The following is a 25,664-nucleotide window of genomic DNA, read 5'->3' as shown; positions in this document are numbered from 1 at the left end:
TACTCCCAATCGAATTAGATTGCGAGCATAATCTAAAGCACGCCCTAGAATGGATGTCAATCGACATCCAATCGGGAGGTGGCTGATGGGCCGCGTATCGCAGGCGCAGGCGGAGGAGAACCGCAGGCGGGTCGTGGACACCGCCTCCCGGCTGTTCCGGGAGCAGGGCACCCACATCAGCGTCGCCGACCTCATGAAGGCGGCCGGTCTGACCCACGGCGGCTTCTACAAGCAGTTCGCCTCCAAGGACGCGCTCATCGGCGAAGCCACCGCCCATGCCTTCGAGGGGCTCACCCGGCAGCGCGACGACGGGCTGGAGCAGTACGCCGGGCAGCGCGAGGCCGCCCAGCGCGCGCTGATCGACGCCTACCTTGCCGCCGAGCACCGCGACAGCGCGGCGGACGGCTGCCCCGCCGCCGCGCTCGCCGCCGACATGGCGCGCGAACCCGAGGACCACGAGGCCCGCCGCGTCTACACCGAGGGCGTGGGTGACTTCGCCGAGTGGCTCGCCACCGAGGACGAGGACGGCCTCACCCGGCTGTGCACGATGCTCGGCGCCCTCGTCCTGGCCCGCGCCACCAAGGGCTCCCCGCTCTCCGACCAGTTCCTCACCGCCGCCCGCACGGCCTTGACGGCTGATCAGCCGGATGGCCGCCAGCGGCGCGCATAAGTCCCGTACGCCGCCAGGGATCCGCCGGGGCGCGCGCACCCCGGCGCCGCTCGCCCCAGAGCGCCCGTGCGCCCTGCCGCGCGCCCCGGTCCGGCATCACCATGGACGCTCACGCCTCATGACGAAGGGGACCGAACCCGTGGGGAAGCACGAGAAGCCGCCGCCGGACACGAGTCAGGGAAAGCCTCCGCCGGGCAATTCCGATGGACAGGTGCCGCCACCGCAGCCCGGGAACGGGACGCACCGGAAATGACCGGCCACGAGGGGCCGCGCGCCGCGCTGGACGCCGTCATGGAGCGGCGCGGCGCGTGGCCCGAGCGGTCCCCGTGGATCCGGGCCGCCGTCGCGGCCGTACCGCGGCACGCCTTCGCGCCGGACCGGCTCTGGCGGTGGACCGGGCGGGCGTACGCGCCCATCGAGCGCGGTAGCGCCTTCGAGGAGTGGACGGCCGAGGTGTACGGCTCTCCGGACACGGCCGCGGTCACCGAGATCAGCGGGGGCGCGCCGGTCTCCAGCCTGTCCGCGCAGGGCGTCGTGGTCGACATGCTCGACGCGCTGCTTCTGGAGCCCGGTCACCGGGTGCTGGAGCTGGGCACCGGTACCGGGTGGAACGCGGCGTTGCTCGCGCGGCGAGCGGGCTCCGTGGTCAGCGTCGAGGTGGACGCCGGGCTGGCGGCCGCTGCCGCCGGGCGGCTCCAGCGGGCTGGGGCGGATGTGGAGGTGCGGGTTGCCGATGGCGCCTCGGGATGGTCGGCGGGTGCGCCCTACGATCGCGTGATCGCCACCTACGCGGTCGACCGCGTCCCGTGGGCGTGGGTCGAGCAGACCCGGCCGGGCGGCCGGATCGTCGTCCCCTGGGGGTGGCTTGGGCATGTCGCGCTCACGGTGGCGGGCGACGGCCGGTCGGCCAGCGGCCGGGTGCGGGGCCTGGCCACGTTCATGCCCGCCCGCGGCGCAGACCTCGGCCGCACCTTCGAGCAGGTACGCGAGGCCGCCCCGCACGCGGACGAGCGGCCGTTCACGCGGCACCTGACACCGCTGCGCGACGACTGGCACCTGCGGTTCGCCCTGCGCGTCTCCGTGCCGGACGTACAGATCACGACCGCCGAGGACGAGGACGGCCTGAACGCCTGGCTGCACGACGGCTCGACGTCCTGGGCGATGCTCGCCGCAGTCGGCGACGGTACGACACTCGCCTACCAGGGCGGGCCCCGGCGCCTGGCGGACGAGGTGGAGCGGGCCTGGGACGGGTGGCTGGCCGAGGGGCGTCCCGAGCTGTACGACTTCGGCCTGACGGTGACGCCCGATCAGCAGTACGCATGGTGCCGCGACGCCGGGACGGGCCCCCGCTGGTCGGCGGCGTAGCCAGAACCGAGAGCGGGGAGCCTGGCACGTCAACACTCCCGTCAGCTCGTGCGGCGCCGCCGCGCATTTGTATCGCCCCTCGGACTGGAAGCCGGCGTCGCCTGGTGCGGCTGGGCATTCCTCAAACGAGGCGATGCTCCTGGGATGTCCGCCATCAGCACCGGGGTAACTATGGTCGCCCCGAACATCATGGGCACCCGCAGCCGGTTCAGCTCAGCGGCAGTTCCGCCAGCATCACGGCGAACACCGGGGAGTCAGCGAAGGGCTGGTCCTCGCCCACCTTCCGGAAGCCCCAGGATTCGTACAGGGCCTGCACCCGGGGGTGTTCGACATCCACAAGCAGGACGACGAGATCCTCGGCGCGCTTATCCAGCAACACGCGGGTCAGCCGTTCGGACACGCCCTGCTTCCGCCACTTCGGGATCACGGCCAGCTCGGAGTACGAGAAGGTCAGGTCCTTCTCCGGCGCCGGGTCGAGGTGCTCGCGCCACCACTCGCGACCAGGGGTGCCCGGGGCACCGTAGGCGAAGCCCACGGCCTCGTCGCCGTCGTACGCGATCACACAGGCGAACCCGGGGCGGCCGCCCCAGTGGTCCACGAACCAGGGGAAGCGCTGATTGAACTCGTCCTCCATCGCGTCCCCCATAGCGATGGCGTGCACGTCGATCAGCGTCTGGCGGATCTCCGGGAGGTCGGCGTGGGTGAAGTAACGGACGTCCAGATCGGCGGCGCTCAAGCTCGGCTCCATTCGGTTCGGTAGCGGTCGGCCCACTCCCGGGCGACGCTCGCGTCCGGGGCAAGGGTGATCAAGTCCCGGTGGTAGTCGCCGAGAAGAGAGCGCATGCGCCCGGGGATCGGGTGGCCGGACATCAGCGTGAAGACGGTGGAGGCCGTGGCGCACGCCTGGTCGATGTCCCGTTGGTGGAGCTGGGTCAGGGCGAGCCGTGCGGTGGCCAGGGCACGGTTGCGGCGGAACGCCTTCGGGATACTCGCCAGGGCCTGGTGAGAGGCGGCCTCGGCCTCAGCGGGTTCGCCGATCTTGTCTCGCACGATGGCCGTGAGGGCCAGCAGTTCGGCGGGCCCGTAGAAGGCGGTCCAGCTCGGCCGGGGATCACCCAAGGACGCCTTGCCCAGCGCCTCCTGGGCACACCCGAGGGCCCGTATGGCGGCCTGTCGGTCGCCCAGGTTGGAGTGGGCGAGCGCGGTCCGGGCGTGGGCCAGGGATCCGTAGAACGGGTCCCGCCGGGCGACGGCCGTCGCCTGCGCCGCATAGCCGGAGTCGACGGCCTCGGTATACGCACCACGATGGTGGGCGAGGATGGAGTACAGGTTCCAGGCGTCCAGCTCGGCGGTGGAGTCCTTGGCCATCCCGGCTAAATACAGCGTCCGATCCAGCAGGCTCCGGGCCCGGTCGGTCTGCTTGGCGTCGATGGCAGACCAAGCGGCCATGGACATGTAGCTGGCGGCCACGCTGAACAGCCTCTGGCGGATGCGCTGGGAGGCACCCAGCTTCTGCTTCTCCAGCGCCTCGGCCGCCCCGGCAAGGGCCCGACGCTCCAGTTCGTCGTGACCTCCCCGTTTGGCGTCCAGCACCACCAGGGCGTCCAACCCGGAACGGAGCCGGATCACGTCGGAGGTGCCTACAGAGTGCTGAGCGACGAGGGGAACGGCGACCGCGGCCGTCGTACCGGTAGTGGCAGTCAAGAAATTCCGGCGCCTCACGGGCTCCTCCGGTTCGGTGGCGGGACATCTTCGGACCGGTGGGACGAATCCCAGCACTTCGGCGGTACACCCGAATACTGCCTCTAACGCCGCTCTCTGCCGAGGGTGCGGCCATCGGGTTTTTCCGGTCAGCCAGTGGCGGACCGTCCGGTCGCTCACCGTGCCTTCGTGGCCGTTGCGGTGCAGATGAGTGTTCACCGCGTCGGCCAACTCATTCTGGGTGAGCCCGCTCTCGCGCATGGCGTTGTTGAGGCGTTCGTTCCCCTCCATCTACCCACCGTAGCCACTCAAACCCCCTCGGTGAGAAGAGCCGGTCGATAATTTCCGGTTGCGTGGATTGCGCATCCGGATGACCTTTCCTCTTCGCGCGCGGCGAGCCGTCGTTCACTCAGGCAAGGCCGTTCACTTCGCACTTACTGAGGTCCTGATGCCCGTGACCGCCACACCTCGCCCCAAGGGGCACCCCGGATATTCACAGACCATGCGACGCGTACCGGAGAGCGCGGAAGCCGCCCGCAGGCTCGTGCGCACCGCGCTGGCCGCCTGGGGCCAGGAGGAACTGATCGATGATGCGGTGCTGGTGATCACCGAGTTGGTCTCCAACTCGGTCAACCACGCCCGCCTGGAATCGATCCGGGTCGTCATCACCCGGCCGTCCGAGGAGTTCATCCGCCTCGGTGTTTCGGACCGGACCCGGTCCGTACCGCTCCTGCGGACGGACTCGGGCGGAGAGAGCACCAGGGGCCGTGGGCTGCTGATCGTCGACGCCCTCGCTGAGCGATGGGGTACGGATCGGTACCGCTGGGGCAAGCAGGTCTGGGCCGAGATGAAGTGCGAGGCGGCCGCGTGAAGGACGGGAGGGTGTGGGTGGGCGACCGGGTCCGCGACGAGGACACCGGCCGGTACGCGGTCGTCTCGGACGTACGCGGGGGCAAGACGTACATCCTCAGGGCGCTGGCCGGAGGCAGGGAGTGGACCTCCGAGAACCCTGAGCGGCTTACGGTGACCGTTCCGCGACAGGAATAACTCCCGCCCTCATCGGCGCCCGGCCGGGGCCGGTCAGGCGATCGGCTCGGTGCCCCAGTGCGTGACCGTCCAGCCGTGGTGGGGGTCGCCGGTCAGGGTGACGGTCTGGGTGTTCTCCAGGGGGTTCCGGGCGGCGAACGCGGCGTCGATGTTGAGGGCGCGGGCGGCGGTCCAGGTGCGGATGGCCGCGCCGTGGCTGATGACGGTGACACACTCCGCTCCCGAGGCGGCGATCTCCTCGATCACCTCGTCGTAGCGGGCCAGGGCCTCCTCGCCGGTGTCGCCTCCCGGCATCGGCAGGTCGGTCTGACCGGCGGACCAGGCCATCACCGTCTTGAGGTAGAGCTGCACGGACTCGCTGTCGTCGCGCATCTCCAGGTCACCGGCGCGCAGTTCGCGTATGCCCTCGCGGACGACGACCTCCAGGCCGCGGGCGTGGGCGAGGGGGGCGGCCGTCTGCTGGGCGCGGTGGAGCGGGGAGGCGTACAGGGCGTCGATCCGTTCGTCCGCGAGGCGCTCCACCAGGGCCTCCGCCTGCTGGCGGCCGAGGGGGGTGAGGTCCGCGCCCGGCAGGTCGGTGTCCAGGGCGTGGATGACGTTGGAGGAGGTCTGGCCGTGGCGGACGAGCAGGAGGCGCATGAGCGGGGGCGTCCTTCCGGGGAGCGGGCGCGGGGTGCGGCGCCCGGCCGCTGAGCCGGGCCGCCGTCCTCATCGTCGCTCAGCCGGTCCCGGGGAGGGAACACGCGACGGGGTCGCGCAGCTCACACTCCCCGGGTCAGGAGGGGTGCGGCTCAGCCGTCGGCCGGAGCCGGATGTCGTACGGCCTTCTTCACGGCGGCCTCCAGCTCGGCCCGGCTGAGCCCGGCGTCCCGGGCGTGTTCGGTGACGGCGGCCTGCACGGTGACGGCGGCGTCGTACCAGTGCTTCCACTGGGTCTTGTGGTCGGCGTCGGCGAGACCTGCCAGTTTGGCGTACTCGGCGTCGGCGGCCTGCTGGAGGGAGATGATTCTGTCGGGGATGTCCACGCGTTGGATCATAAGTCCGACGCTTCGGGCGTATGTGCGTACCGCTCACCCCACGCCGCCCGCGCTACTCGTTCGGCGGGCGGCACCCAAGGAGTGTGTACGCGGGCTATGACTCCTTATCGGGGAGGGCCGCCTGGATCTGCTCCAGCATCTGGGCGATGGCCCCCTCGGCGGCGGCCTTGTCGATGCCCACGCCGCTGAGCACGCCCGAGCCGTCCTCGTGTTCGAGGAGGGCGAGCAGGATGTGCTCGGTGCCGACATAGTTGTGGCCCAGGCGCAGGGCCTCGCGGAAGGTGAGTTCCAGGACCTTCTTGGCGCCCGCGTCGAAGGGGACCAACGCGGGCATGGAGTCGGCGGCGGGCGGGAGGGCGGCGGTGGCGGCCTGGCGGACGGTGTCCAGGAGGACGTCCTGGGCGACGATCGCCTTGGCGGCCAGGCCGTCGGGCTCGGCCAGGAGGCCGAGGACGAGGTGTTCGGTGCGGATCTCGGCGTTACTGGCGGCGCGGGCCTCGTTCTGGGAGGACACCACGACGTTCCGGGCGCGGGAGGTGTAGCGGCCGAAGCCCTGGCTGGGGTCGAGGTCCTGGGCGGCGGAGCCCTTGGGGACGAAGCGCTTCTGGGCCGCCTGCCGCGTCACGCCCATGCTCTTGCCGATATCGGTCCAGGACGCGCCGGAGCGGCGGGCCTGGTCCACGAAGTGGCCGATGAGGTGGTCGGCCACGTCACCGAGGTGGTCGGCGGCGATGACCGCGTCGGTGAGCTGTTCCAGGGCGTCGGTGTGGGTCTTCTTGATGGCCTCGATCAGGTCGTCGAGGCGTACGGGGTTCGTCATGTCGGTGGGCTGCGGGTCCGAGTCCGGGTTCCGGTTCGTCATGTGTCAACTATGAGTTGACAGTCCCCGTCGTGTCAACCCGTAGTTGACAGTAGACAGCGTCTACTAACGACTGGTAGACACTGTCTATGAGCGAAGAGGACGGGGGCCTGCGGACCCGACTGGTCGATGCGGGCGTCGAGTTGGTGGGCCGGGAGGGCGCGGCGGCCCTGTCGCTGCGGGAGATCGCGCGGCAGGCCGGGGTCTCGCACGGGGCGCCCCGGCGCTACTTCCCGACGCATCTGTCCCTGCTGTCGGCCATCGCACGGCGCGGCTTCGACGAGCTGGCCGGACAGGCCGGGGCGGCGATCGGGGACGGGCGGCGGGAGCCCCGGGAGCAGCTGATGGCGCTCGGGCGGGCCTACCTGGAGTTCGCGCGCACCAACCGCGGCATGTTCGAGCTGATGTTCCGTCACGATCTGCTGGAGAGCAACCAACTGGGGCTGCGGGAGACCAGTCTGCCACTCTTCGAGGTGCTGGTGGGGCTGGTCCGCCGGGTACGCCCCGAGGCGGAGGCGGGCGTCGTCGCAGGTTCCCTGTGGGCGAATCTGCACGGCATCGCGCAGCTGTGGGAGTGGGGCAGCCTGCCGCTCGCCACCGGTACGGAGGACGTCGAGCCGTTGCTGCGGGCGGCGATGGACGCGCATCTGGGGACGGCGTGAAAACGCGGCAGCGGCAGCGGCTCACCCTCGTCGGCAGCGTCACCGGCGCCGTCATCGTCGCCCTCGACGGCACCGTGCTGACCGTCGTCCAGCCCGCCCTGCAGCGCGATCTGCACGCCTCGTTCGTGCACGTGCAGTGGACCAGCACGGGCTATCTCATCGCCGTCGCCAGCCTGCTGGTGTTCGCCGGGCGGCTCGGCGACCGGTACGGACACCAACGGGTGTTCGCGGTCGGCACGCTGGGCTTCGCCGCCGCGTCGGCGGGGATCGGGATGGCGCCCGGCGTCGGCTGGGTGATCGGACTGCGCGTCGCCCAGGGCGTATTCGGCGCGCTGCTGCAGCCCGCCACCCTCGGCATGCTGCGCGCGGCCTACCCGCGCGACCAGCTCGGGATGCCGATCGCGCTGCGTACCAGCGCCATCGGGGTGGCGGCCGCCGCCGGGCCGATCGTGGGCGGGGCGCTCGCCGCGCAGTTCGGCTGGCGGTCGGTCTTCTTCCTGAGCGTGCTCCCCGCGGCGGCGGTCGGCGTGCTGGCGCTCGTCGTACGCGTCCCGGCGGACGGGCCGGACGCGCTGGACGGGCCGCGCACCGGTGTGGCGCTCGACCTGCCGGGCGCCTGTCTGCTGGCGCTGTCTCTCGTGTGCCTGGTCCATACGCTCGCCGCGATACCGGAGACCGGCTGGACGGCCGCCACCGCGCTCGGCTTCCTCGCCATGGCGGCCGCCGGGGGCGCGTTCACATGGCACGCGCGCCGTACGCCGAGCCCGCTGGTGCCGCCCGGCGTGCTGCGCTCGGCGACGGTCGCCTCGGCGCTCGGCGTGCTGGTGGCGGCGTCGGCGGCGCTGTTCGGGGCGCTGTTCGTCGGCACGTACTTCCTGCAGGACGTCCTCGCGCTGGACCCGCTGGAGAGCGGACTGCGGGTGCTGCCGCTGGCCGCGACGATGGTGCTGGGCGCGCCGGTCTCGGCGGTCCTGGCGCGCCGGTACGGACCACGGCGTACGGCGGTGGCGGGGATGGCCCTCGTCGCGCTGGGCATCCTGTTCTTCTCCCGGCTCGACCGGGCGGCGACCGCCTTGGAGATCGGCGGCTGCTTCTTCGCGCTCGGGGCCGGTTTCAGCACCGTGATGGTCACCGCGACGGCCGTCATCGTGCGCCACGCGCCGCTGGAGCACGCGGGGGTGGCGGGCGGGCTCCAGCAGACCGCCATGAACATCGGGCCGACGCTGGGAGTGGCCGCCGCGACGATGCTGCTGCGGCTGCCGGGCGGCGGGACCTTCGCCGCCGCGATGGGGCCCGCCCTGGCCGCCCTCGCGGCGGTGGCGGCGCTGGGCGCGCTGCTGGCCGTCGCACTGCCCGGCCGGATGCGCTCGGAGGCAGGTGCGCGCGACGCGGACAGGGCCCGCGTGACGGAGACAGGGGCCGCGCGGAGCTGAAGGAGAACGCCTCGGCTACGACCGGTACTCGGCCCCTCGTCCTGACCCATGTACGACAGCACCGGCTTCAGCTGGCCGGAGGGCCAGACGGTGGCCCCGACGAGCGTCTACGGGCGGCCACCACTTCCTGGCCATGGAGCGGCCGGGTGATGTGGCCGCCGATACGCGGGCGTTCTTCGACGCGGTCTAGGCTGCCGGTGCGCGGGTGAAGGACGAATGCAACGGGGGCGGGATGTTGTTCAAGAAGACGGTGGCCGGAGCAGCCTGTGCCGCGGCCGTGCTGGTGACGGCGGGCTGTGGCGGCGGCTCCGGCGGACAGGCGGAGGGGAAGGCATCGCGGCAGGCGGATTCCCCTTCCCCGAGCCCCACGCCCACCGCGAAGCCCCTGTCCGCCGACGTCCTGGGCGAGGCGCTGCTGACCCCGGAGGACATGCCCGCCGGGTGGAAGGTGGACGAGGAGCACCTGGACGGGACGTACCAGACGGACCGGCGGAATTTCCAGGGGTGGAAGAGCCCGTCCGCCTCCTGCAACGCCTTCGTCGCCCGTACGAACCGGGCCATCGGCAAGCCCGCGGCCGGGGTCGGGCGGTCACTGGAGAACGACGAGTTCGACAACCTGGAGACGCGGATCACCAGCTACCGCGACGACCTCGCCGCAGCGCAGAACATCAGCCAGCTCCGCAAGATCCCCGCCGCGTGCCGCGAAGGAGGCAAGGCTGCGGGCGCGAAGATGGAGTTCAAGCACTGGGCGGCGCCCAAGGCGGGCGAGGAGTCGGTGGGCATCCAGATGAACGCCATGGGCTTCCCCTTCAACGTCGTGCAGATCCGGGAAGGCGCCACGGTCGCCGAGCTGACCTTCTCCCCCAGCAGCGACACCGCCTTCGTGCGGGACCTGACCCAGAAGGCGGCGGCACGGCTGAAGGCCGCGGCGCAGCCCTCGACGCAGCAGGGCACGCCTTAGGCGCGCCCCTCGTGCTGTGGTGGGTGGCGGGGCCACCAGGGGGTCCAGGTGAACTTGTCGCCGCCCACCCAGCGCACCACGTCCGGGTCGTCCAGGTCGATGTTGTCCAAGCCGAGCTGGCGGGCGATCTCGATGATGTCCAGGACCGAGTGCGCCTTGCCGACCAGCTCCCCCGCGACCTCCACCAGGCGGTAGGGGGGATCGTCGTGCTGGACGCCGAGCACCACCATCGTGGGCCGGGTGACGCGCGGGCTCTCGCTCTCGGTCATGGCTCCACGCTGCGGCCGGGGGGCCGTCGCCGCACCCCTGGATGCCCCAGATGGGCGAATCCGCGACGCCTCGACGCGGCAGCGGAAAGGCGGGGAGGCGGAAGGCGGGAAGGCGGAAGACGGGAAGGCGGAAGACGGGAAGGCGGGGCCCCCGACCCTGAGGGCCCCGCCGGTCCGCCACGGGGTCACGCCCCCGCGAGATCCGCTACTCGAACAGCTCCCCGTACGAGCCCATCGCCAGCGCGATGTCCGCCTGGGCCCAGAAGCGGTGGTACGTGAAGCTCGGCACCGCGCCGCCCTTCAGGTACGCCTCGACCTTGGACCAGGCCGGGTCGTTCTTGTAGAAGGAGCGGATCGACAGGAAGGTCGAGCTGGAGTCGATCTTGTCGCCATTGGGCATGGTGCCGGTCCAGCCGCTGGGGATGTAGACCGGGTCGTCGAAGCGGTTGTAGTCGGCGCGGGACTCGGGGACCGCGATGCCCAGCGCGTCCTGGTGGTGGTTCCACATGCCGTCGAGGAGCGCCTTGGCGGTGTTCTTGGCGGCGGTGTGGCCCGACTTGGCCGCGTAGTACGACAGCGTCTTGGCGTACGCGGCGGCCACGCCCACGTCGTTGGTGTAGTCGGTGACGGTCACGTGCAGGCCCGTGTTGGCGCCGGGGCTGGACGCGTTCCAGGTGTCGGGCTGACCGGACCACTGGAGGTTGGACGGGAACTGGTAGGTGCCGTCGGGGTTGATGGTGGTCTTGGACAGCGCCCAGGTGACCCACTTGTCGAGGACGGCCTTGGCCGAGGCGTCACCGGTGCGGTTGTAGTACTCGGCGACACGCTCCATGGACCACGCCTGGAAGCCGAACCACTGGTTGGACGGCGGGTCGTGGTAGACCGGCTTCTCGTCGTAGTACATGCCGTAGAACGTGGACTTGCCCGCGGGCGGGGTGGCGTAGCGGCCCTGCCAGCTGTTGGTGGCGCCGCCCGCGATGGCGCCCTCGCTGGACTGGAGCCACCGGTAGAACTCGACCTGCCGCTTGAGGCTGGTGGACCAGTCGCTCGCGCCGGTCGCGGACTTGGGCTTGAGGTCGGCGTACGAGCTGAGCGCCCAGGCCGCCATGGGGTTCTGGTAGCCGCCGTGGGCGTGCGAGGAGCCGATGCGCCAGGCCCACCCGGCGGAGGTGTCGGTGGCGCCGCCCCAGGCGTAGTACCAGGAGAGCAGATAGCTGGAGCTGTTCTTGCCGCTGCCCGCCGGGCAGGTGGTCTCGCCGACGCAGTTGCCGACCTTCTTGAAGTACTTGTCGTACATGGCGTAGCGCAGGTAGTCGCCCATCTTGGCGGCCTTGGCGATGTTCCCGGAGATCTGGCTGCCCTTGCCCTGCGCCTTGGCCCACTCGGAGGCCCAGTAGGCGGCCTGGACGACGCGGGCGTCGGCGTCGGGGGCGTTGGTGAACTTCCACTGCTTGGAGTAGGAGGCGTCGCCGGTGAACAGGTCCAGATAGCCGTTCTTGCCGCCGTACTTGAAGCCGTCACAGGTCGGCTGGGTCACGGTCTCCCAGACGGACTCCTGCGGGCCGCGCTGGAAGGTGTTGACGTAGGACGGGCCGGTGTCGGAGGGGCCCGCCTCGCACTTGCCGGGCGAGTTGCCGTAGCCGTACGTGTTGTCGACGTCCTGGATCCAGTGCATGCCGTAGACGTCGTCGGTGCCGTACGCGCTCTTCAGCTCGGCCGCGATGGGGTCCTGCCCGACCGGCACGTTGCCGTCGAGCTTGGACGGGTACTGCGAGGGCTGGTCCCACTCGGGCGCGTAGGTGGCGGGCTTGGAGGCGTTGTAGAAGCTGTTCGTCGGCTGGTCGGCGTGGGTGGGGATCATGTACTTCTCCATGGTGTCCCACGCGGAGTTGAACTTGGTCCAGTCGCCGGTGACCTTGCCGTACATGGCCTGGAGCCAGATCAGATAGCTGTACGCCTCGGACGTCGTCTCATGGCCCTGGTCGGGCGCCTCGACGATCAGGGTCTCCACGGAGTGGTACGGGATGCCCTCGGGCGAGAAGTAGCCCGCCGACGGCGCGGTGATCTTGTTGTACAGCTCCAGGAAGCGGGCGTCGTACGTCTTGGCGGCGGCCAGCTGGGTGACGGTGACCTCGGCCTTGGTGTGACCTGAGGCGGTCGCGGTGAAGGTCGCGGAGCCGGTGCCGGAGTTCGAGGCGGCGACCGTCACCTGCTGGGCGGTGTTCCAGTTGGCCGGGGTGAAGGTGAGGCTGCCGCCGGAGGAGACGGTCAGGCCCGTATTGCCGGACGTACGGGCCACCGCGACCGTCACGTCGGCGGACGGCCTGGTGGACAGCCGGAGGCCGAAGGTGCCGGTCTTGCCCTGCTCCACGCCCAGCTGGGCGGGGCTCGCGACCAGCGCCGGACCGGCCGCGACATGGATGCCGACGGGGGTGGACTCGGCGGACGCGCCCTGGCTGTCGTAGGCCTTGGCGTACAGCGAGAAGTCACCCGCCGGGACGTCCGCGTAGTCGAAGCTGTACGGCGAGGTGGTGTCGGTGCCCAGCAGCTTGGTGTCGCTGTAGAACTCGACCTTGGTGACGCTCGCGCCGTCGGCGGCCGCGGCGGTGGCCGCCATCGGGACCGTGCCGCCCGCCGAATAGACGGCGCCCGGGGCGGGGCTGGTGAGGACGGTGATGGGCGGCTGGTGGGCGCCGCGACAGGTGACGCCGTTGACGGCGAAGGCGGTGGGCGCGGCGTTGGTGCCGCTGTAGCTGAACTGGCCGCCGGTGGTGACGTTGCCACCGGCCGCGATGTTCGCGTTGTGGGCGGCGTTCTTGACGGTGATCGTCTTGCCGGACTGCGACCAGGTGCCGTTCCAGCCGTTGCCGAGCTTCTGGTTGCCCGCGTAGTCGTAGGTCAGGGTCCAGCCGTTGATGGCCTCGGTGCCGGGGTTGGAGATCGTGAGATCGGCGGTGAAGCCCGAGCCCCAGTCGTTCGTCTTGTAGTCGACGTTGCACTGCACGGCTGCGGCGGTGTCGGCGTGGGCGGGAGCGGCACCACCGGCGGCCGTCATGGCCACGGGCAGCGAGAGGGCCGCGGCCAGCGCGGTCACCAGCCGTCTCATCCGCCGACGCGCCCCTGACAAGGGTGAGCCTCGCTGTACGCGCATGGGGGACCTCCACGCGGGTTCGGAAATTGGGGGGGGGATGTGCGAACCAGTGGGAGCGCTCCCAAGCGTCCGTTCCCTCTGAAGAAGTGTCAAGTCTTTGAACAAGACGGGCCGTTCGAACGACTTCGACCGATTAATCTCTGAACGAGTCTGTTGACATGTACGCCACTGGCGCTACCGTCAGCTCAACCAGTGGGAGCGGTTCCAGCAGTCAGCGCCGCACGGGACGGCGCGAGCACCCGAGGAGTCGCTCCATGCGAGCACCACCGCGCCTTTACGCCTTGGCGGCCGCCGCGTCGCTCACTCTGGCGGGCACCGCGGGCACCGCCGCCGCGTCCGGCACCTCCGTCGCACCACGGGCGGCGGCCGCCTGCACTGTGGCGTACACCGCCGCCAGCCAATGGGGCGACGGCTTCCAGGGCAACGTCACGATCACCAATAACGGAGCCGCGCTCGACCGCTGGACCCTCACCTTCGACTTCTCCGCCGGACAGAAGGTGACCCAGGGGTGGAACGCCACCTGGTCGCAGTCCGGGACGACGGTGACCGCGGTCAACGCCGCCTGGAACGGGAAGATCGCGACGGGCGGCAGCGTCAGCGCCGGGTTCACTGCCTCGTGGTCCGGGTCCAACCCGGTGCCGTCGGCGTTCAAGGTCAACGGCGTGGCGTGCGACGGCGGCTCCGGCCCGACGGACCCCACCGACCCGACCGATCCCCCACCGGGCCAGGGCGGCACCCCGCCGAAGCTGCGCGTCGCGGGCAACACGTTCGTGGACGAGAACGGGGCCACCCGGCGACTGCTGGGAGTCAACCGCTCGGGCGGTGAGTTCATGTGCGTGCAGGGGCGGGGCATCTTCGACGGGCCGATGGACGACGCGTCCGTGAAGGCCATCGCCGGGTGGAAGGCGAACGCGGTCCGCGTCCCGCTCAACGAGGAGTGCTGGCTCGGCCTGTCGCACATCAACTCCGCCTATCGCGGCGCCAACTACATCAACGCCGTGAAGGAGTACGTCACCCGGCTGGAGGCCAACGGCCTCACACCGATCCTCGAACTCCACTGGAGCCACGGCCGGTACACCGGCGGCGACAACCACTGCCCGGACACCGAGTACGCCACCTGCCAGAAGCCGATGCCGAACGCCCAGTACACCCCGGCGTTCTGGTCCTCGGTCGCCGAGACCTTCAAGGGCGACCAGGCCGTGGTCTTCGACCTCTTCAACGAGCCGTTCCCGGACCGCGCCACCTCCGACCTCACGGCCGCGTGGAAGTGCTGGCGGGACGGCGGCAGCTGCCCCGGCATCGACTTCCAGGTCGCCGGGACGCAGAGCCTGGTCACCGCGGTACGGGCCACCGGCGCCCGGAACGTGATCCTGCTCGGCGGCCTCGCGTACTCCAACGACACGCGCCAGTGGCTGACGTACAAGCCGAGCGACCCGGCGGGCAACCTCGCCGCCGCCTGGCACACGTACAACTTCAACACCTGCTCCAGCGAGAGCTGCTTCAACGAGCAGCTGGCCCCGGTGATCGCCCAAGTCCCCTTCGTGGCGGGTGAGATCGGCGAGAACACCTGCTCACACGGCTATATCGACCGCGTCATGGCCTGGCTGGACGCCAAGCACGCCTCGTACCTCGGCTGGACCTGGAACACCTGGGACTGTTCCTCCGGCCCGTCCCTCATCAGCGATTTCAACGGCACCCCGACCGCTTTCGGCATCGGATTCCGCGATCACCTGAAAGGACTGTCATGAGCCGCATCACCTCACCTCCCCCACCTTTCCAGAGGCCCCGTAGCCGCACCCGCGCGGCCGCCTTCGCGGGCGGCGCGCTGCTGGCCGCCACCGCCCTGACCGTCGGTTCGCTCGCGGGCACCGCCTCGGCGCAGGCCGACGGGACCGCCAAGGCCGCCGCGAAGGCCGCCGCGAAGGTCGACAACCCGTACGCGGGCGCCAAGGTGTACGTGAACCCGGACTGGTCCGCCAAGGCCGCCGCCGAACCCGGCGGCTCCAAGATCTCCAACCAGCCGACCGGCGTCTGGATGGACCGCATCGCCGCGATCAACGGCACCTCCGGGGCCCGCGGCCTGCGCGCCCACCTGGACACGGCACTCCAGCAGTCGGGCGGCAGCCCCACCGTCGTCCAGCTCGTCATCTACAACCTGCCGGGCCGCGACTGCTCGGCGCTGGCCTCCAACGGCGAGCTGGGCCCGACGGAGATCGACAAGTACAAGACGCAGTACATCGACCCGATCGCGTCGATCCTGCGCGAGTCGAAGTACGCCAACTCCAATCTGCGGATCGTCACCACCGTCGAGATCGACTCGCTGCCGAACCTGGTCACCAACACGGGTGGCCGCCCGACCGCCACGCCCGAGTGCGACACCATGAAGGCCAACGGCAACTACGTGAAGGGCGTCGGCTACGCGCTCAACAAGCTGGGCGCCGTCGGCAACGTCTACAACTACATCGACGCCGGACACCACGGCTGGATCGGCTGGGACGACAACTTCAACCCCTCCGCCCAGATCATGAAGCAGGCCGCGACCGCCGAGGGCAGCACGGTCGACAAGGTGGCCGGCATCATCGTCAACACCGCCAACTACAGCGCCCTGAAGGAAAACAACTTCACCATCAACGACAACATCAACGGGACCACGGTCCGCCAGTCCAAGTGGGTGGACTGGAACCGCTACGTGGACGAGCAGTCCTTCGCCCAGGCCTTCCGTCAGGAACTGGTGAACGTCGGCTTCCCGTCGAACATCGGCGCGCTGATCGACACCTCCCGCAACGGCTGGGGCGGCTCCGCCCGCCCGTCCGGCCCGGGCGCCAAGAGCGACGTCGACACGTACGTCAACGGCGGCCGCTACGACCGCCGCATCCACATCGGCAACTGGTGCAACCAGTCCGGAGCCGGGCTCGGTGAGCGGCCCAAGGCATCGCCCGCCGCCGGGATCGACGCGTACGTGTGGATGAAGCCCCCGGGCGAGTCCGACGGCGCCAGCTCCCAGATCCCCAACGACGAGGGCAAGGGCTTCGACCGGATGTGCGACCCGACGTACACGGGCAACGCGCGCAACGGCTACAACATGTCGGGCTCGCTCGCGAACGCGCCGCTGTCGGGCCACTGGTTCTCGGCCCAGTTCCAGCAGCTGCTGAGGAACGCCTACCCGGCGCTGTAACCCGTTCTACCGGCCCCGCTCGCGTTTCGCAGCGCGTGAGCGGGGCCGACCCGTTCCCCGGTCCGTTTACGACGACTCGCGCCGCACCAGCTGGGTCGGCAGCACCACCTGGGGACGCTTGGAGGGGCGTTCCGAGGAGCCTTCGATCTCCTCCAGCAGCACCCGCACCATCGCCCGGCCCATCTCCTCGGTCGCCTGCCGGACGCTGGTGAGCGGCGGGTCCATGTGGCGGGCGACCGCGGAGTCCTCGAAGCCGACCAGCGCGACGTCCTCCGGGACCCGCCGCCCGGACTCGCGCAGCACCTGGCGGGCTCCCGCGGCCATCACGTCCGAGGCGGCGAAGACCGCGTCGAGTCGGGGCCGCAGCTCCAGCAGCTGGCGCATCGCCCGGCGGCCGCCCTCCTCGGTGAAGTCGGCGGACGCCACCAGCTCCGGCTCCCGGCCCGCGGCCCGGACGGCGGCGCGGTAGCCGTCCAGACGGCACTGGGCGACGTACATGTCCAGCGGTCCGGTGATGGTGGCGACGGTGGTGCGGCCGCGCCCGATGAGGTGCTCCACCGCGGACTGCGCGCCGCCGGTGTTGTCCGAGTCGACGTACGGCACCGATTCGTGCGCCGAGCGGCGTCCGCTGAGCACCGCGGGCATCTCGAGGCGCTCCAGCAGGTCCGGCAGCGGGTCGTCCGCGTGGACGGACACCAGCAGGACGCCGTCGACCCGGTGCGCGGAGAGGTAGTCGGCGAAGCGCTGGCGCTCCTTGGGGGTGCGGATGAGGGTCAGCAGCAGCTGCAGATCGGTGTCGGCCAGCTCGGCGCCGACACCGCGGATGATGTCCGAGAAGTAGGGTTCCGCGAACAGCCGGGTCTCCGGCTCGGGTATGACCAGCGCGACGGCGTCGGCCCGGTTGGCGGCCAGCGCGCGGGCCACCCGGTTGGGGACGTAGCCGAGTTCGGCGACGGCCTGCTCGACGGCCGTACGGGTACGGTCGCTGACCCTCGGCGAGCCGTTGATCACCCGGGAGACGGTGCCGCGGCCGACGCCCGCGCGGGCCGCGACCTCCTCGAGGGTGGGCCTGCCGCGCCCCGCACCATGCCGCCGCCGGGTTCCTGCCATCTCGCGCCTCCAGCCTCCGTACCCAGCAGATCCACCCACGTGGGCGCCTGCGGTGGACATTCAACAGCAGTGCGGTTTCCGGAAGTTGTTCCGCTCTGTCCCTTGACACCCCAGCGGGGAGCCGCAACCCTTCAACACATCAACCTGGGAGCGCTCCCACAGTACCTGAGTCATACACAACCCGCACGCTGCCCGCCCGTGCCGATGCATCTCAAAGTCCCACGGATTCCCCCTTTTTGGCCGGGAGCGGTACGTCAGGGCGCTAGGAGGACGAAATGCGCAGGATCACTGGTACGTACCGCAGCAGAGCGGTGGCCCTCGCGGCCATCGCCGCATTAGGGGCCGGACTGCTCAGCGGCTGCGCCGACGACGGCGACAGCGACACCGACAAGTCCGGCGGCGGGGGCGGGGGCGGCGGAAAGACCAAGATCATTATGGGTCTCTTCGGCACCATGGGCTTCAAGGAAGCCGGTCTCTACGACGAGTACATGAAGCTCCACAAGGACATCACGATCGAGCAGACGGTCATCGAGCGCAACGAGAACTACTACCCGCAGCTGCTCAACCACCTGAGCACGGGCAGCGGTCTCGCCGATGTCCAGGGCATCGAAGTCGCCAACATCGCCGAGGTCGTCCAGACCCAGGCGGATAAGTTCGTTGATCTTTCGAAGACAGAAGGCGTCAAGAAAGAGAACTGGCTCGACTGGAAATGGCAGCAGAGCATCACGAAGGACGGTAAGGCGGTCGGTCTCGCCACCGACATCGGCCCGATGGCGATCTGCTACCGCAAGGACCTGTTCCAGAAGGCCGGGCTGCCCACCGACCGTGAGAAGGTCGCCCAGCTCTGGGCCGGGGACTGGAACAAGTACCTGGACGCGGGCAAGAAGTACATGAAAAAGGCCCCCAGCGGCACGGCCTTCGTCGACTCGGCCGGCGGCGTCTTCAACGCGGCGGTCGCGGGCAACGCGGAGCGCTACTACAACAAGAGCGGCAAAATCATCTACAAGGACAGCCCTGCGGTGAAGGACGCCTGGGAACTCGCCACCAAGGCGGCCACCGGGAAGATGACCGCCAGGCTCCAGCAGTTCCAGAAGAGCTGGGACCAGGGCTACGCCAACGGGCAGTTCGCCACCGTCTCCTGCCCGCCGTGGATGCTCGGCTACATCCAGAGCAAGGCCGGGGACAAGGCGAAGAACCAGTGGGACGTGGCCGCCGCGCCCAAGCCCGGCAACTGGGGCGGCACCTTCCTCGGCGTGCCGCAGGCGGGCAAGAACAAGGAAGAGGCGGCCAAGCTCGTCGCCTGGCTGACCGCACCCGAACAGCAGGCGAAGCTGTTCAAGGAGCGCGGAAGCTGGCCGAGCGCCCAGGCCTCGTACTCCCTGCCGGACGTGAAGGACGCCAAGCACCCCTACTTCGCGAACGCGCCGATCGGCTCCATCTTCACCAAGGCCGCCCAGGGCATCCCGGTCCAGGTGCTGGGGGCGAAGGACCAGATCATCAACCAGAACCTCGTGGACATCGGCCTCCTCCAGGTCGACCAGCAGGGCAAGTCCCCTGAGGAGGGCTGGAAGGCCGCCACCAAGACGATCGACAACGCGCTGGACCAGTGACCGGAATGCCCACCACCTCCGGTACTGCCGCGCCCCCCGCAGGGCGGGGGGGCCCGGCCCCGCGCCGCGCCACCCCGGTGGCGCCCCTCGATCCCCGGGAGCAGCGGCGGCGCGCCTGGCGCTCCCGCCGTCACCACTGGGACGTGAAGTGGAGCCCGTACGCCTTCGTCGCCCCGTTCTTCGTCTTCTTCTTCGCGTTCGGGCTCTTCCCGCTGGTGTACACGGGCTGGTCCGCGCTGCACCGGGTGGAGCTGACCGACCCCACCCATATGGAATGGGTCGGGATGCGGAACTTCTCCCGGCTGTGGGAGGACGAGTTCTTCTGGAACGCGCTCCAGAACACGTTCACCATCGGGCTGATCTCCACCGTGCCGCAGCTGATCATGGCGCTCGGGCTGGCGCATCTGCTCAACTACAAGCTGCGGGGCTCGATGTTCTTCCGGGTCGCCATCCTCACCCCGTACGCCACCTCCGTCGCCGCCGCGACGCTGGTGTTCGTGCTGCTCTTCGGGCGCGACTACGGAATGATCAACTGGGCACTGGGCCTGATCGGCCTCGACGGGATCGACTGGCAGAACGGCACCTGGTCCTCGCAGTTCGCCGTCTCCACGATCGTCATCTGGCGCTGGACCGGCTACAACGCGCTGATCTACCTGGCCGCCATGCAGGCGGTGCCGCACGATCTGTACGAGTCGGCGTCGCTCGACGGCGCCTCCCGCTGGCAGCAGTTCCTCCATGTCACGATCCCCTCGCTGCGCCCCACCATCCTGTTCACCATCGTGGTGTCCACGATCGGGGCGACCCAGCTCTTCGGTGAGCCGCTGCTGTTCAACGGCAGCGCGGGCGCGACCGGCGGGCCCAGCCACCAGTTCCAGACGCTGGGGCTGTACATGTACGAGCAGGGCTGGGTGAACCTCCATCTCGGCCGGGCCTCGGCCATCGCCTGGACCATGTTCTTGATCCTGCTGCTGATCGCCGCGGCCAACTGGCTGGTGCAGCGACGGCTGCGGAAGAGCCAGTGAGGGAGACGAGGGACCACCATGACCGCCACCATGTCTTCCCGGACGGCGTCCGCACCACCCGCACCGCCCCCGGCCGGGCGGAAGGGCCGTAACCGCGCGGGCAGGCAGCTGCACGGCGGGAAGATCACCTACGCCGTGCTGACCCTGTTCACCCTCGGCTCGCTCTTCCCGCTGGTGTGGACCGCCATCGCCGCGTCCCGCACCAACACCCGGCTCGCCGAGACCCCGCCGCCGTTCTGGTTCGGCGGGAACCTGTTCCACAACCTCGATGTGGCGTGGAACGACGCCAATATGGGCGAGGCGCTGCTGAACACGACCGTGGTGGCCGGGACCATCGCGACCGGCACCGTGCTGTTCTCGACCATCGCGGGCTTCGCCTTCGCCAAGCTGCGCTTCCGCTTCAAGAACCTGCTGCTGATGCTCACCATCGGAACGATGATGGTGCCGCCCCAGCTCAGCGTCGTGCCGCTGTACATGGTGGTCGCGAAGCTGGAGTGGACCGACCATCTCCAGGCCGTCATCCTGCCGACGCTGGTGACCGCCTTCGGGGTGTTCTTCATGCGGCAGTACCTCAGCCAGGCGCTGCCGACGGAGCTGATCGAGGCGGCCCGGATGGACGGCGCCGGCAGCCTGCGCGTCATCTGGCACGTGGTCTTCCCGGCGGCCCGCCCGGCCATGGCCGTGCTGGGGATGCTCACCTTCGTCCAGGCGTGGAACGACTTCTTCTGGCCGATCATCGCGCTCACCCAGACGGGCAACCCCACCGTCCAGGTCGCGCTGAACGGACTGGGCCGCGGCTATGTCCCCGACCAGTCCGTGATCATGGCGGGGGCGCTGCTCGGCACCCTGCCGCTGCTGATCGCTTTCGTGCTCTTCGGCAAGCAGATCGTGGGAGGCATCATGCAGGGCGCGGTCAAGGGCTGACCACCCGTCCAGGGCGCGTGGGCTGACCACCCGTCCAGGGCGCGGCCTGTGGCCGAGCCACCCAGCGCACGGCCACGGACCGCGCCCTCCGCCCGCACCGCCATCGCCTCCCTCTCCCCCGTCCCTCCCCGCATCACGACCTCGAATGGGAGCGCTTCCATGACCCTTTCCTTCCCGCCCGGATTCCTGTGGGGCGCGGCCGCCGCCGCCTATCAGATCGAGGGCGCCGCGCAGGAGGACGGCCGCACCCCGTCCATCTGGGACACCTTCAGCCACACCCCCGGCAAGGTGCTCGGCGGCGACACCGGCGACGTCGCGGTCGACCACTACCACCGCTACCGCGAGGACATCCGGCTCATGGCCGACCTCAACCTCGCGGCCTACCGCTTCTCGGTCTCCTGGTCACGCGTCCAGCCCACCGGCCGGGGCCCCGCCGTCCAGCGCGGGCTGGACTTCTACCGCGGGCTGGTGGACGAGCTGCTGTCCGCCGGAATCCAGCCGGTGCTGACCCTCTACCACTGGGACCTCCCCCAGGAGCTGGAGAACACCGGCGGCTGGCCGGAACGCGAGACCGCCGAGCGGTTCGCCGAGTACGCCGGGATCGTCGCGGAGGCGCTGGGCGACCGCGTCGAGTACTGGACGACCCTCAACGAGCCGTGGTGCAGCGCCTTCCTCGGCTACGGCTCCGGAGTGCACGCCCCGGGCCGCACCGAGCGGCTCGCCCCGCTGCGCGCCGCCCACCACCTGAACCTGGCCCACGGCCTCGGCGCCCAAGCGCTGCGGGCCGCCCTCCCGGCCCGCGCCCAGATCGCCATCAGCCTCAACCCGGCGGTGATCCGCCCGCTCACCCAGGACCCGGCCGACGTGGACGCTCAGCGCCGTATCGACGCGCTGGCCAACCGGGTGTTCAGCGGGCCGCTGCTGCGCGGCGCGTATCCGAACGACCTCATCGAGGACACGGCGGCTATCACCGACTGGTCCTTCGTCCGCGATGGCGACCTGGCCGTCATCAAGCACCCCCTCGACGCGCTCGGCATCAACTACTACACGCCCTCATTGGTATCAGCCGCCACCGACAACGGGGGCCAGGCCGCCCGGCACGACGGCCACGGGGCCAGCGCCCACTCCCCCTGGCCGGGCTCCGAGCGGGTCGCCTTCCACCAGACGCCGGGCGAGCGCACCGAGATGGGCTGGACCGTCGACCCGACCGGGCTGTACGACCTGCTGATGCGCTACACCCGGGAGGCGCCGGGCGTGCCGCTCTACATCACCGAGAACGGCGCAGCGTACGACGACAAGCCGGACGCGGACGGGCACGTCCACGACCCGGAGCGCATCGAATACGTGCGCGCCCACCTGGCCACCGCCCACCGGGCCATCGCGGACGGCGCCGATCTGCGCGGCTACTTCCTGTGGTCGCTGATGGACAACTTCGAATGGGCGTACGGCTACAGCAAGCGGTTCGGCGCGGTCTACGTCGATTACCCCACCCAGGCCCGCGTCCCGAAGTCCAGCGCCCGCTGGTACGCGGAGGTCGCGCGCACCGGGGAGCTGCCGGACGCGTAATCCGGACGCGTCGTCCGGACGCGTCATCCGGACGCGTCATCCGGAGCGCGGGAAAAGACCGCGGCTCCGCCCAGCCTGGGGGGGGTGGGCGGAGCCGCTTATTCCTCCCCGCGCGCAACCCGCACTCGCCCGAATGGATTACGGCGTGGTCCACACGCCCGGCCGACGGGGCGGACGGCGGACGGGGCTGGTAAATGCATGAGATATGAGCAAAGCAAAGGGCGAGTCACTCGCCGGGTGGTTCGACGGGCGGGTCGGCCTCTTCTCGATGGCCAAGGCCAATCTGCGGAAGGTCTTCCCCGACCACTGGTCCTTCCTGATCGGCGAGATCGCCCTGTACACGTTCGTCATCATCATTCTGACGGGCGTCTACCTGACCTTGTTCTTCGAGCCCGCCATGAACGAGGTCGTCTACCACGGCCGCTACGAGCCGCTCAACGGCATCCGCATGTCCCAGGCGTTCGAGTCCACGATGGACATCAGCTTCGACGTGCGCGGCGGCCTGCTCATGCGGCAGATCCACCACTGGGCGGCCGTGCTCTTCATCGCGAGCATGATCGCTCATATGATGCGGACGTTCTTCAACGGCGTCTTCCGCAAGCCACGCGAAATCAACTGGCTCTCCGGCGCCGGACTGCTCATCCTCGGCATGTTCGACGGCTTCATGGGCTATTCGCTCCCCGATGACCTGCTGTCCGGCACCGGGCTGCGCTTCATGGAGGGCGCGATCCTGTCGGTTCCGATCGTCGGCACGTATCTGTCGTTCTTCTTCTTCGGCGGGCAGTTCCCCGGGACGATCGTCATCCCCCGACTCTTCACCCTCCATGTGCTGCTCATTCCCGGTATTATGCTCGGCCTGCTGGCCCTCCATATGATCCTGCTCGTCTATCACAAGCACACCCATCACCCCGGGCCCGGCAAGAAGAACATGAATATCGTCGGTCCCCCGCTCTGGCCGGTCTATGTCGCCAAATCCGGCGGGTTCTTCTTCCTCGTCTTCGGCATCACCACCCTGATGGCGGGCATCGCCCAGATCAATCCGATCTGGGCGTACGGCCCCTACCGGCCCGACCAGGTCTCCACCGACGCCCAGCCCGACTGGTACATGGGCTATTCCGAGGGGCTGATCCGGCTGATGCCGGGCTGGGAGATCAATCTGTGGGGCCACACCCTGGTCCTCGGTGTCTTCATCCCCCTGGTGGTCTTCCCGCTGGTGCTGCTCGCCATCTGGCTCTATCCGTTCCTCGAAGCGTGGATCACCGGCGACAAGCGCGAACACCATCTGAACCAGCGCCCGCGCAACGCCCCCACCCGCACCGCCTTCGGCGCCGCCTGGATCGGCCTGTACACGGTTCTGCTGGTCGGCGGCGGCAACGACCTCTTCGCGACCCACTTCCATCTGTCGATCAACGCGATCACCTGGGCCGGGCGGATCGGCTTCTTCGTGGTGCCGCTCGTGGTGTTCGCCATCACCCGGCGCGTCTGCCTCGGTCTGCAGCGGCGCGACCGGGACATGGTGTTGCACGGCCGCGAGACCGGCGTCATCCAGCGGCTGCCGCACGGCGAGTACATCGAGGTGCACGAGCCGCTGTCACCGGGCGAGCGGTACACGCTGACGGCCTACGAGCAGTACGAACCCCTGGAGCTGCCACCGGCCGTGGACGGCGCCGGGGTCGAACGGAAGCTGTCCCGCTCGGTGCGGCTGCGGGCGCGGCTGTCCCGCTTCTACTTCGGCGACGGCGGCCAGATCGCCAAGCCGACGGCCGAGGAGTACCGGGAGCATCAGGAGACCCCCCACCACTAGGTCGTGTCCGGGGCCGGTGCGGTCAGCCCCGGTAGCCGCCCAGCGCCTTGGTGAACGCGAGCGCGTCCTGCTCGACCGAGCTGCAGATCGCCGAAGCCGACTTCTGGGCGCCGCCCGCGCACTGCTTGTCGCGGGTCGCGGACCACATGGACAGCTTGCCCAGCCCCTTGGTCCGGGCGAACCGCACCAGCTGGGTGGCGTCCTCGACCGTGAATATCTCGACCTTGACGTCGTTGACGCCGATCATCGGGGTGACGGCGACGGCCTTCCACGCCGCCTCGTCGCTCAGCTTGAGCGCGCTCTTCAGCTGCTTCTGCGTCGCGGTGGCCGCGTCGATCGCGTACTGGCCCATGTCGCCGTCGTAGAAGGTGCCGTAGTCCATGGCCATGATGTTGACGGCGGAGACCTTCACCCCGTTCTTCTCGGCGTCGGCGACCAGCTCGGCGCCGTCCCGGGTCAGGCCGGTGGGCATCACGGGGAGGGTGAAGGAGACGTCCAGGCCGGGCTGCTCCTTCTGCAGCGCGGCGATGGCCCGCGCCCGGCGGGTGTTGGCCGCGGCGTCCTTCAGCGCCTTGCCCTCGATGTCGAAGTCCACCTTGGTGAGCTTGAACCGGTCCACCACCTCGCCGTAGGCCGCGGCCAGCTCGTCCACCGAAGAGCAGGCCAGGGCCAGTTCGTTCCCGGACTGGCCGCCGAAGGAGACCCGTATGTCGCCGCCCTCCGCGCGCAGCGCCTCCGTCTGCCGGGCCACCTTGTCGCCGCCGAGCGCGGTTCTGCCGCCCCACTGGGGAGTACAGCCGCCGCCGGGGGAGACGAAGCCGAGCGTGAACTCCTTGACGCCGGTCTTCTTCGCGGTGCCGACCATGTCGTAGGGGACGTGGAGCGAGGTGTCGATGTACGGCGCGAAGCGCGCGTCCACCGCCTCCCCCGCCCCGTCGCCCTGCTGCCCCGGTGTCGTCCCCGGGGGCGTGCCCGGCGTCGTGCTGGGTGTCCCGCCCGGCTCGGTCCCGGGTCCCGTCCCCGGCCCCGTAGTCCCGGGTCCCGTCCCCGGCCCCGTACCCGCTCCCAGGTCCGGTGCCTCGTTCACCGACTCCCCGCCACCGACCGCGCCGCTCAGCGCGAACGCCGCACCGCCCGCCACGAGGACGACGGCGGTCGCGCCGATCGCCATCGTGCTCCGGCCCACGCTGCGGCGACGGCGGTACCTGCGGCTCATCATCTGCCTACCCTGCGTACGGAGTTGGGTGGTCTACGGGGGCACGCTAGCGAGCGGACCGGGAACACACGACCGGATCTGT

General features: G+C 70.1%; 23 protein-coding genes. 14 read left to right on the top strand and 9 right to left on the bottom strand.

What is annotated here, in order from left to right:
* The first annotated feature begins 85 nt into the window (after positions 1–85).
* The gene (locus ACZ6CL_RS27150; protein ID WP_468939862.1) at positions 86–670 is read left to right on the top strand and encodes a TetR/AcrR family transcriptional regulator; all 585 of its coding nucleotides are present in this window, start codon (positions 86–88) and stop codon (positions 668–670) included.
* Positions 671–919: 249 nt separating this feature from the next.
* Positions 920–2,035, top strand: coding sequence for a methyltransferase domain-containing protein (locus ACZ6CL_RS27145; protein WP_468939860.1), 1,116 nt, complete (start codon positions 920–922; stop codon positions 2,033–2,035).
* 208 nt (positions 2,036–2,243) lie between these two features.
* Here ACZ6CL_RS27145 and ACZ6CL_RS27140 read toward each other — a convergent pair whose 3' ends face one another.
* Positions 2,244–2,783 (bottom strand): GNAT family N-acetyltransferase, encoded by a 540-nt coding sequence (locus tag ACZ6CL_RS27140; protein WP_468939858.1) that lies wholly within the window; start codon positions 2,781–2,783, stop codon positions 2,244–2,246.
* On the bottom strand, positions 2,768–3,739 hold the full coding sequence (locus tag ACZ6CL_RS27135) for a hypothetical protein (RefSeq protein ID WP_468939856.1): 972 nt from the start codon (positions 3,737–3,739) through the stop codon (positions 2,768–2,770). Before ACZ6CL_RS27135 ends, ACZ6CL_RS27140 begins: the two co-directional genes overlap by 16 nt.
* Before the next feature lie 499 nt (positions 3,740–4,238).
* Between ACZ6CL_RS27135 and ACZ6CL_RS27130 the strand changes: the two genes are divergently transcribed.
* Together ACZ6CL_RS27130 and ACZ6CL_RS27125 are read left to right on the top strand one after the other, a co-directional pair.
* Positions 4,239–4,607, top strand: coding sequence for an ATP-binding protein (locus ACZ6CL_RS27130; RefSeq protein WP_468939854.1), 369 nt, complete (start codon positions 4,239–4,241; stop codon positions 4,605–4,607).
* Complete coding sequence (locus tag ACZ6CL_RS27125; RefSeq protein ID WP_468939852.1) at positions 4,604–4,783, top strand: hypothetical protein; 180 nt, start codon at positions 4,604–4,606, stop codon at positions 4,781–4,783. Before ACZ6CL_RS27130 ends, ACZ6CL_RS27125 begins: the two co-directional genes overlap by 4 nt.
* 33 nt (positions 4,784–4,816) lie before the next feature.
* Here ACZ6CL_RS27125 and ACZ6CL_RS27120 read toward each other — a convergent pair whose 3' ends face one another.
* From ACZ6CL_RS27120 to ACZ6CL_RS27110, 3 genes are all read right to left on the bottom strand, one after another.
* Positions 4,817–5,422, bottom strand: a complete 606-nt coding sequence (locus ACZ6CL_RS27120; RefSeq protein WP_468939850.1) for a histidine phosphatase family protein — start codon at positions 5,420–5,422, stop codon at positions 4,817–4,819.
* A 152-nt stretch (positions 5,423–5,574) separates the two neighbouring features.
* Positions 5,575–5,808 carry a hypothetical protein gene (locus ACZ6CL_RS27115; protein ID WP_468939849.1) on the bottom strand — a complete coding sequence of 78 codons (234 nt, stop codon included), beginning with the start codon at positions 5,806–5,808 and terminating at the stop codon, positions 5,575–5,577.
* A gap of 106 nt (positions 5,809–5,914) precedes the next feature.
* Positions 5,915–6,682, bottom strand: a complete 768-nt coding sequence (locus ACZ6CL_RS27110; RefSeq protein ID WP_468939846.1) for a Clp protease N-terminal domain-containing protein — start codon at positions 6,680–6,682, stop codon at positions 5,915–5,917.
* Between the two features lie 86 nt (positions 6,683–6,768).
* On the opposite strand from ACZ6CL_RS27110, the gene ACZ6CL_RS27105 reads away from it, so the two are divergent.
* From ACZ6CL_RS27105 to ACZ6CL_RS27095, 3 genes are all read left to right on the top strand, one after another.
* On the top strand, positions 6,769–7,341 hold the full coding sequence (locus ACZ6CL_RS27105) for a TetR/AcrR family transcriptional regulator (protein ID WP_468939845.1): 573 nt from the start codon (positions 6,769–6,771) through the stop codon (positions 7,339–7,341).
* Positions 7,338–8,774, top strand: coding sequence for an MFS transporter (locus ACZ6CL_RS27100; RefSeq protein WP_468939844.1), 1,437 nt, complete (start codon positions 7,338–7,340; stop codon positions 8,772–8,774). Before ACZ6CL_RS27105 ends, ACZ6CL_RS27100 begins: the two co-directional genes overlap by 4 nt.
* 232 nt (positions 8,775–9,006) lie before the next feature.
* Positions 9,007–9,735: a hypothetical protein gene (locus tag ACZ6CL_RS27095; protein WP_468939841.1), complete on the top strand. Its 729-nt coding sequence runs from the start codon at positions 9,007–9,009 to the stop codon at positions 9,733–9,735.
* Here the strand turns inward: ACZ6CL_RS27095 and ACZ6CL_RS27090 are convergent.
* Both ACZ6CL_RS27090 and ACZ6CL_RS27085 read right to left on the bottom strand, forming a co-directional pair.
* Entirely contained in the window at positions 9,732–10,004 is a 273-nt protein-coding gene (locus ACZ6CL_RS27090) for a hypothetical protein (protein ID WP_468939838.1), read from the bottom strand. The two genes, ACZ6CL_RS27095 and ACZ6CL_RS27090, sit on opposite strands and share 4 nt — an antisense overlap.
* A gap of 205 nt (positions 10,005–10,209) precedes the next feature.
* The gene (locus ACZ6CL_RS27085; RefSeq protein WP_468939836.1) at positions 10,210–13,110 is read right to left on the bottom strand and encodes a glycoside hydrolase family 48 protein; all 2,901 of its coding nucleotides are present in this window, start codon (positions 13,108–13,110) and stop codon (positions 10,210–10,212) included.
* Positions 13,111–13,409: 299 nt separating this feature from the next.
* Here ACZ6CL_RS27085 and ACZ6CL_RS27080 point away from each other — a divergent pair, with 299 nt between their 5' ends.
* Together ACZ6CL_RS27080 and ACZ6CL_RS27075 are read left to right on the top strand one after the other, a co-directional pair.
* The gene (locus ACZ6CL_RS27080) at positions 13,410–14,903 is read left to right on the top strand and encodes a cellulose binding domain-containing protein (protein ID WP_468939834.1); all 1,494 of its coding nucleotides are present in this window, start codon (positions 13,410–13,412) and stop codon (positions 14,901–14,903) included.
* Positions 14,900–16,330, top strand: coding sequence for a glycoside hydrolase family 6 protein (locus tag ACZ6CL_RS27075; protein ID WP_468939831.1), 1,431 nt, complete (start codon positions 14,900–14,902; stop codon positions 16,328–16,330). The genes ACZ6CL_RS27080 and ACZ6CL_RS27075 overlap by 4 nt, the downstream gene beginning before the upstream one ends.
* A 66-nt stretch (positions 16,331–16,396) precedes the next feature.
* Here the strand turns inward: ACZ6CL_RS27075 and ACZ6CL_RS27070 are convergent, their stop codons facing one another.
* Entirely contained in the window at positions 16,397–17,440 is a 1,044-nt protein-coding gene (locus ACZ6CL_RS27070) for a LacI family DNA-binding transcriptional regulator (protein WP_468939830.1), read from the bottom strand.
* A gap of 275 nt (positions 17,441–17,715) precedes the next feature.
* On the opposite strand from ACZ6CL_RS27070, the gene ACZ6CL_RS27065 reads away from it, so the two are divergent.
* The 5 genes from ACZ6CL_RS27065 to qcrB all read left to right on the top strand — a co-directional run bounded on the left by ACZ6CL_RS27065 (position 17,716) and on the right by qcrB (position 24,366).
* Positions 17,716–19,050, top strand: coding sequence for an ABC transporter substrate-binding protein (locus ACZ6CL_RS27065; RefSeq protein ID WP_468939827.1), 1,335 nt, complete (start codon positions 17,716–17,718; stop codon positions 19,048–19,050).
* A 5-nt stretch (positions 19,051–19,055) separates the two neighbouring features.
* Positions 19,056–20,072: a carbohydrate ABC transporter permease gene (locus ACZ6CL_RS27060; RefSeq protein WP_468939826.1), complete on the top strand. Its 1,017-nt coding sequence runs from the start codon at positions 19,056–19,058 to the stop codon at positions 20,070–20,072.
* A gap of 18 nt (positions 20,073–20,090) precedes the next feature.
* Positions 20,091–20,996 carry a carbohydrate ABC transporter permease gene (locus tag ACZ6CL_RS27055; RefSeq protein ID WP_468939824.1) on the top strand — a complete coding sequence of 302 codons (906 nt, stop codon included), beginning with the start codon at positions 20,091–20,093 and terminating at the stop codon, positions 20,994–20,996.
* 159 nt (positions 20,997–21,155) lie between these two features.
* A complete protein-coding gene (locus ACZ6CL_RS27050) occupies positions 21,156–22,562 on the top strand; it encodes a glycoside hydrolase family 1 protein (RefSeq protein ID WP_468939822.1) in 1,407 nt (468 codons plus the stop codon).
* Positions 22,563–22,767: 205 nt separating this feature from the next.
* Positions 22,768–24,366, top strand: coding sequence for a cytochrome bc1 complex cytochrome b subunit (qcrB, locus tag ACZ6CL_RS27045; protein ID WP_468939819.1), 1,599 nt, complete (start codon positions 22,768–22,770; stop codon positions 24,364–24,366).
* Positions 24,367–24,388: 22 nt separating this feature from the next.
* Here the strand turns inward: qcrB and ACZ6CL_RS27040 are convergent, their stop codons facing one another.
* On the bottom strand, positions 24,389–25,585 hold the full coding sequence (locus ACZ6CL_RS27040) for a chitinase (protein ID WP_468939817.1): 1,197 nt from the start codon (positions 25,583–25,585) through the stop codon (positions 24,389–24,391).
* Between the last annotated feature and the right edge of the window lie 79 nt (positions 25,586–25,664).

It is taken from the genome of Streptomyces sp. NPDC041200 (assembly GCF_055591805.1).
This window is presented reverse-complemented; position numbering and strand designations above follow the sequence as displayed.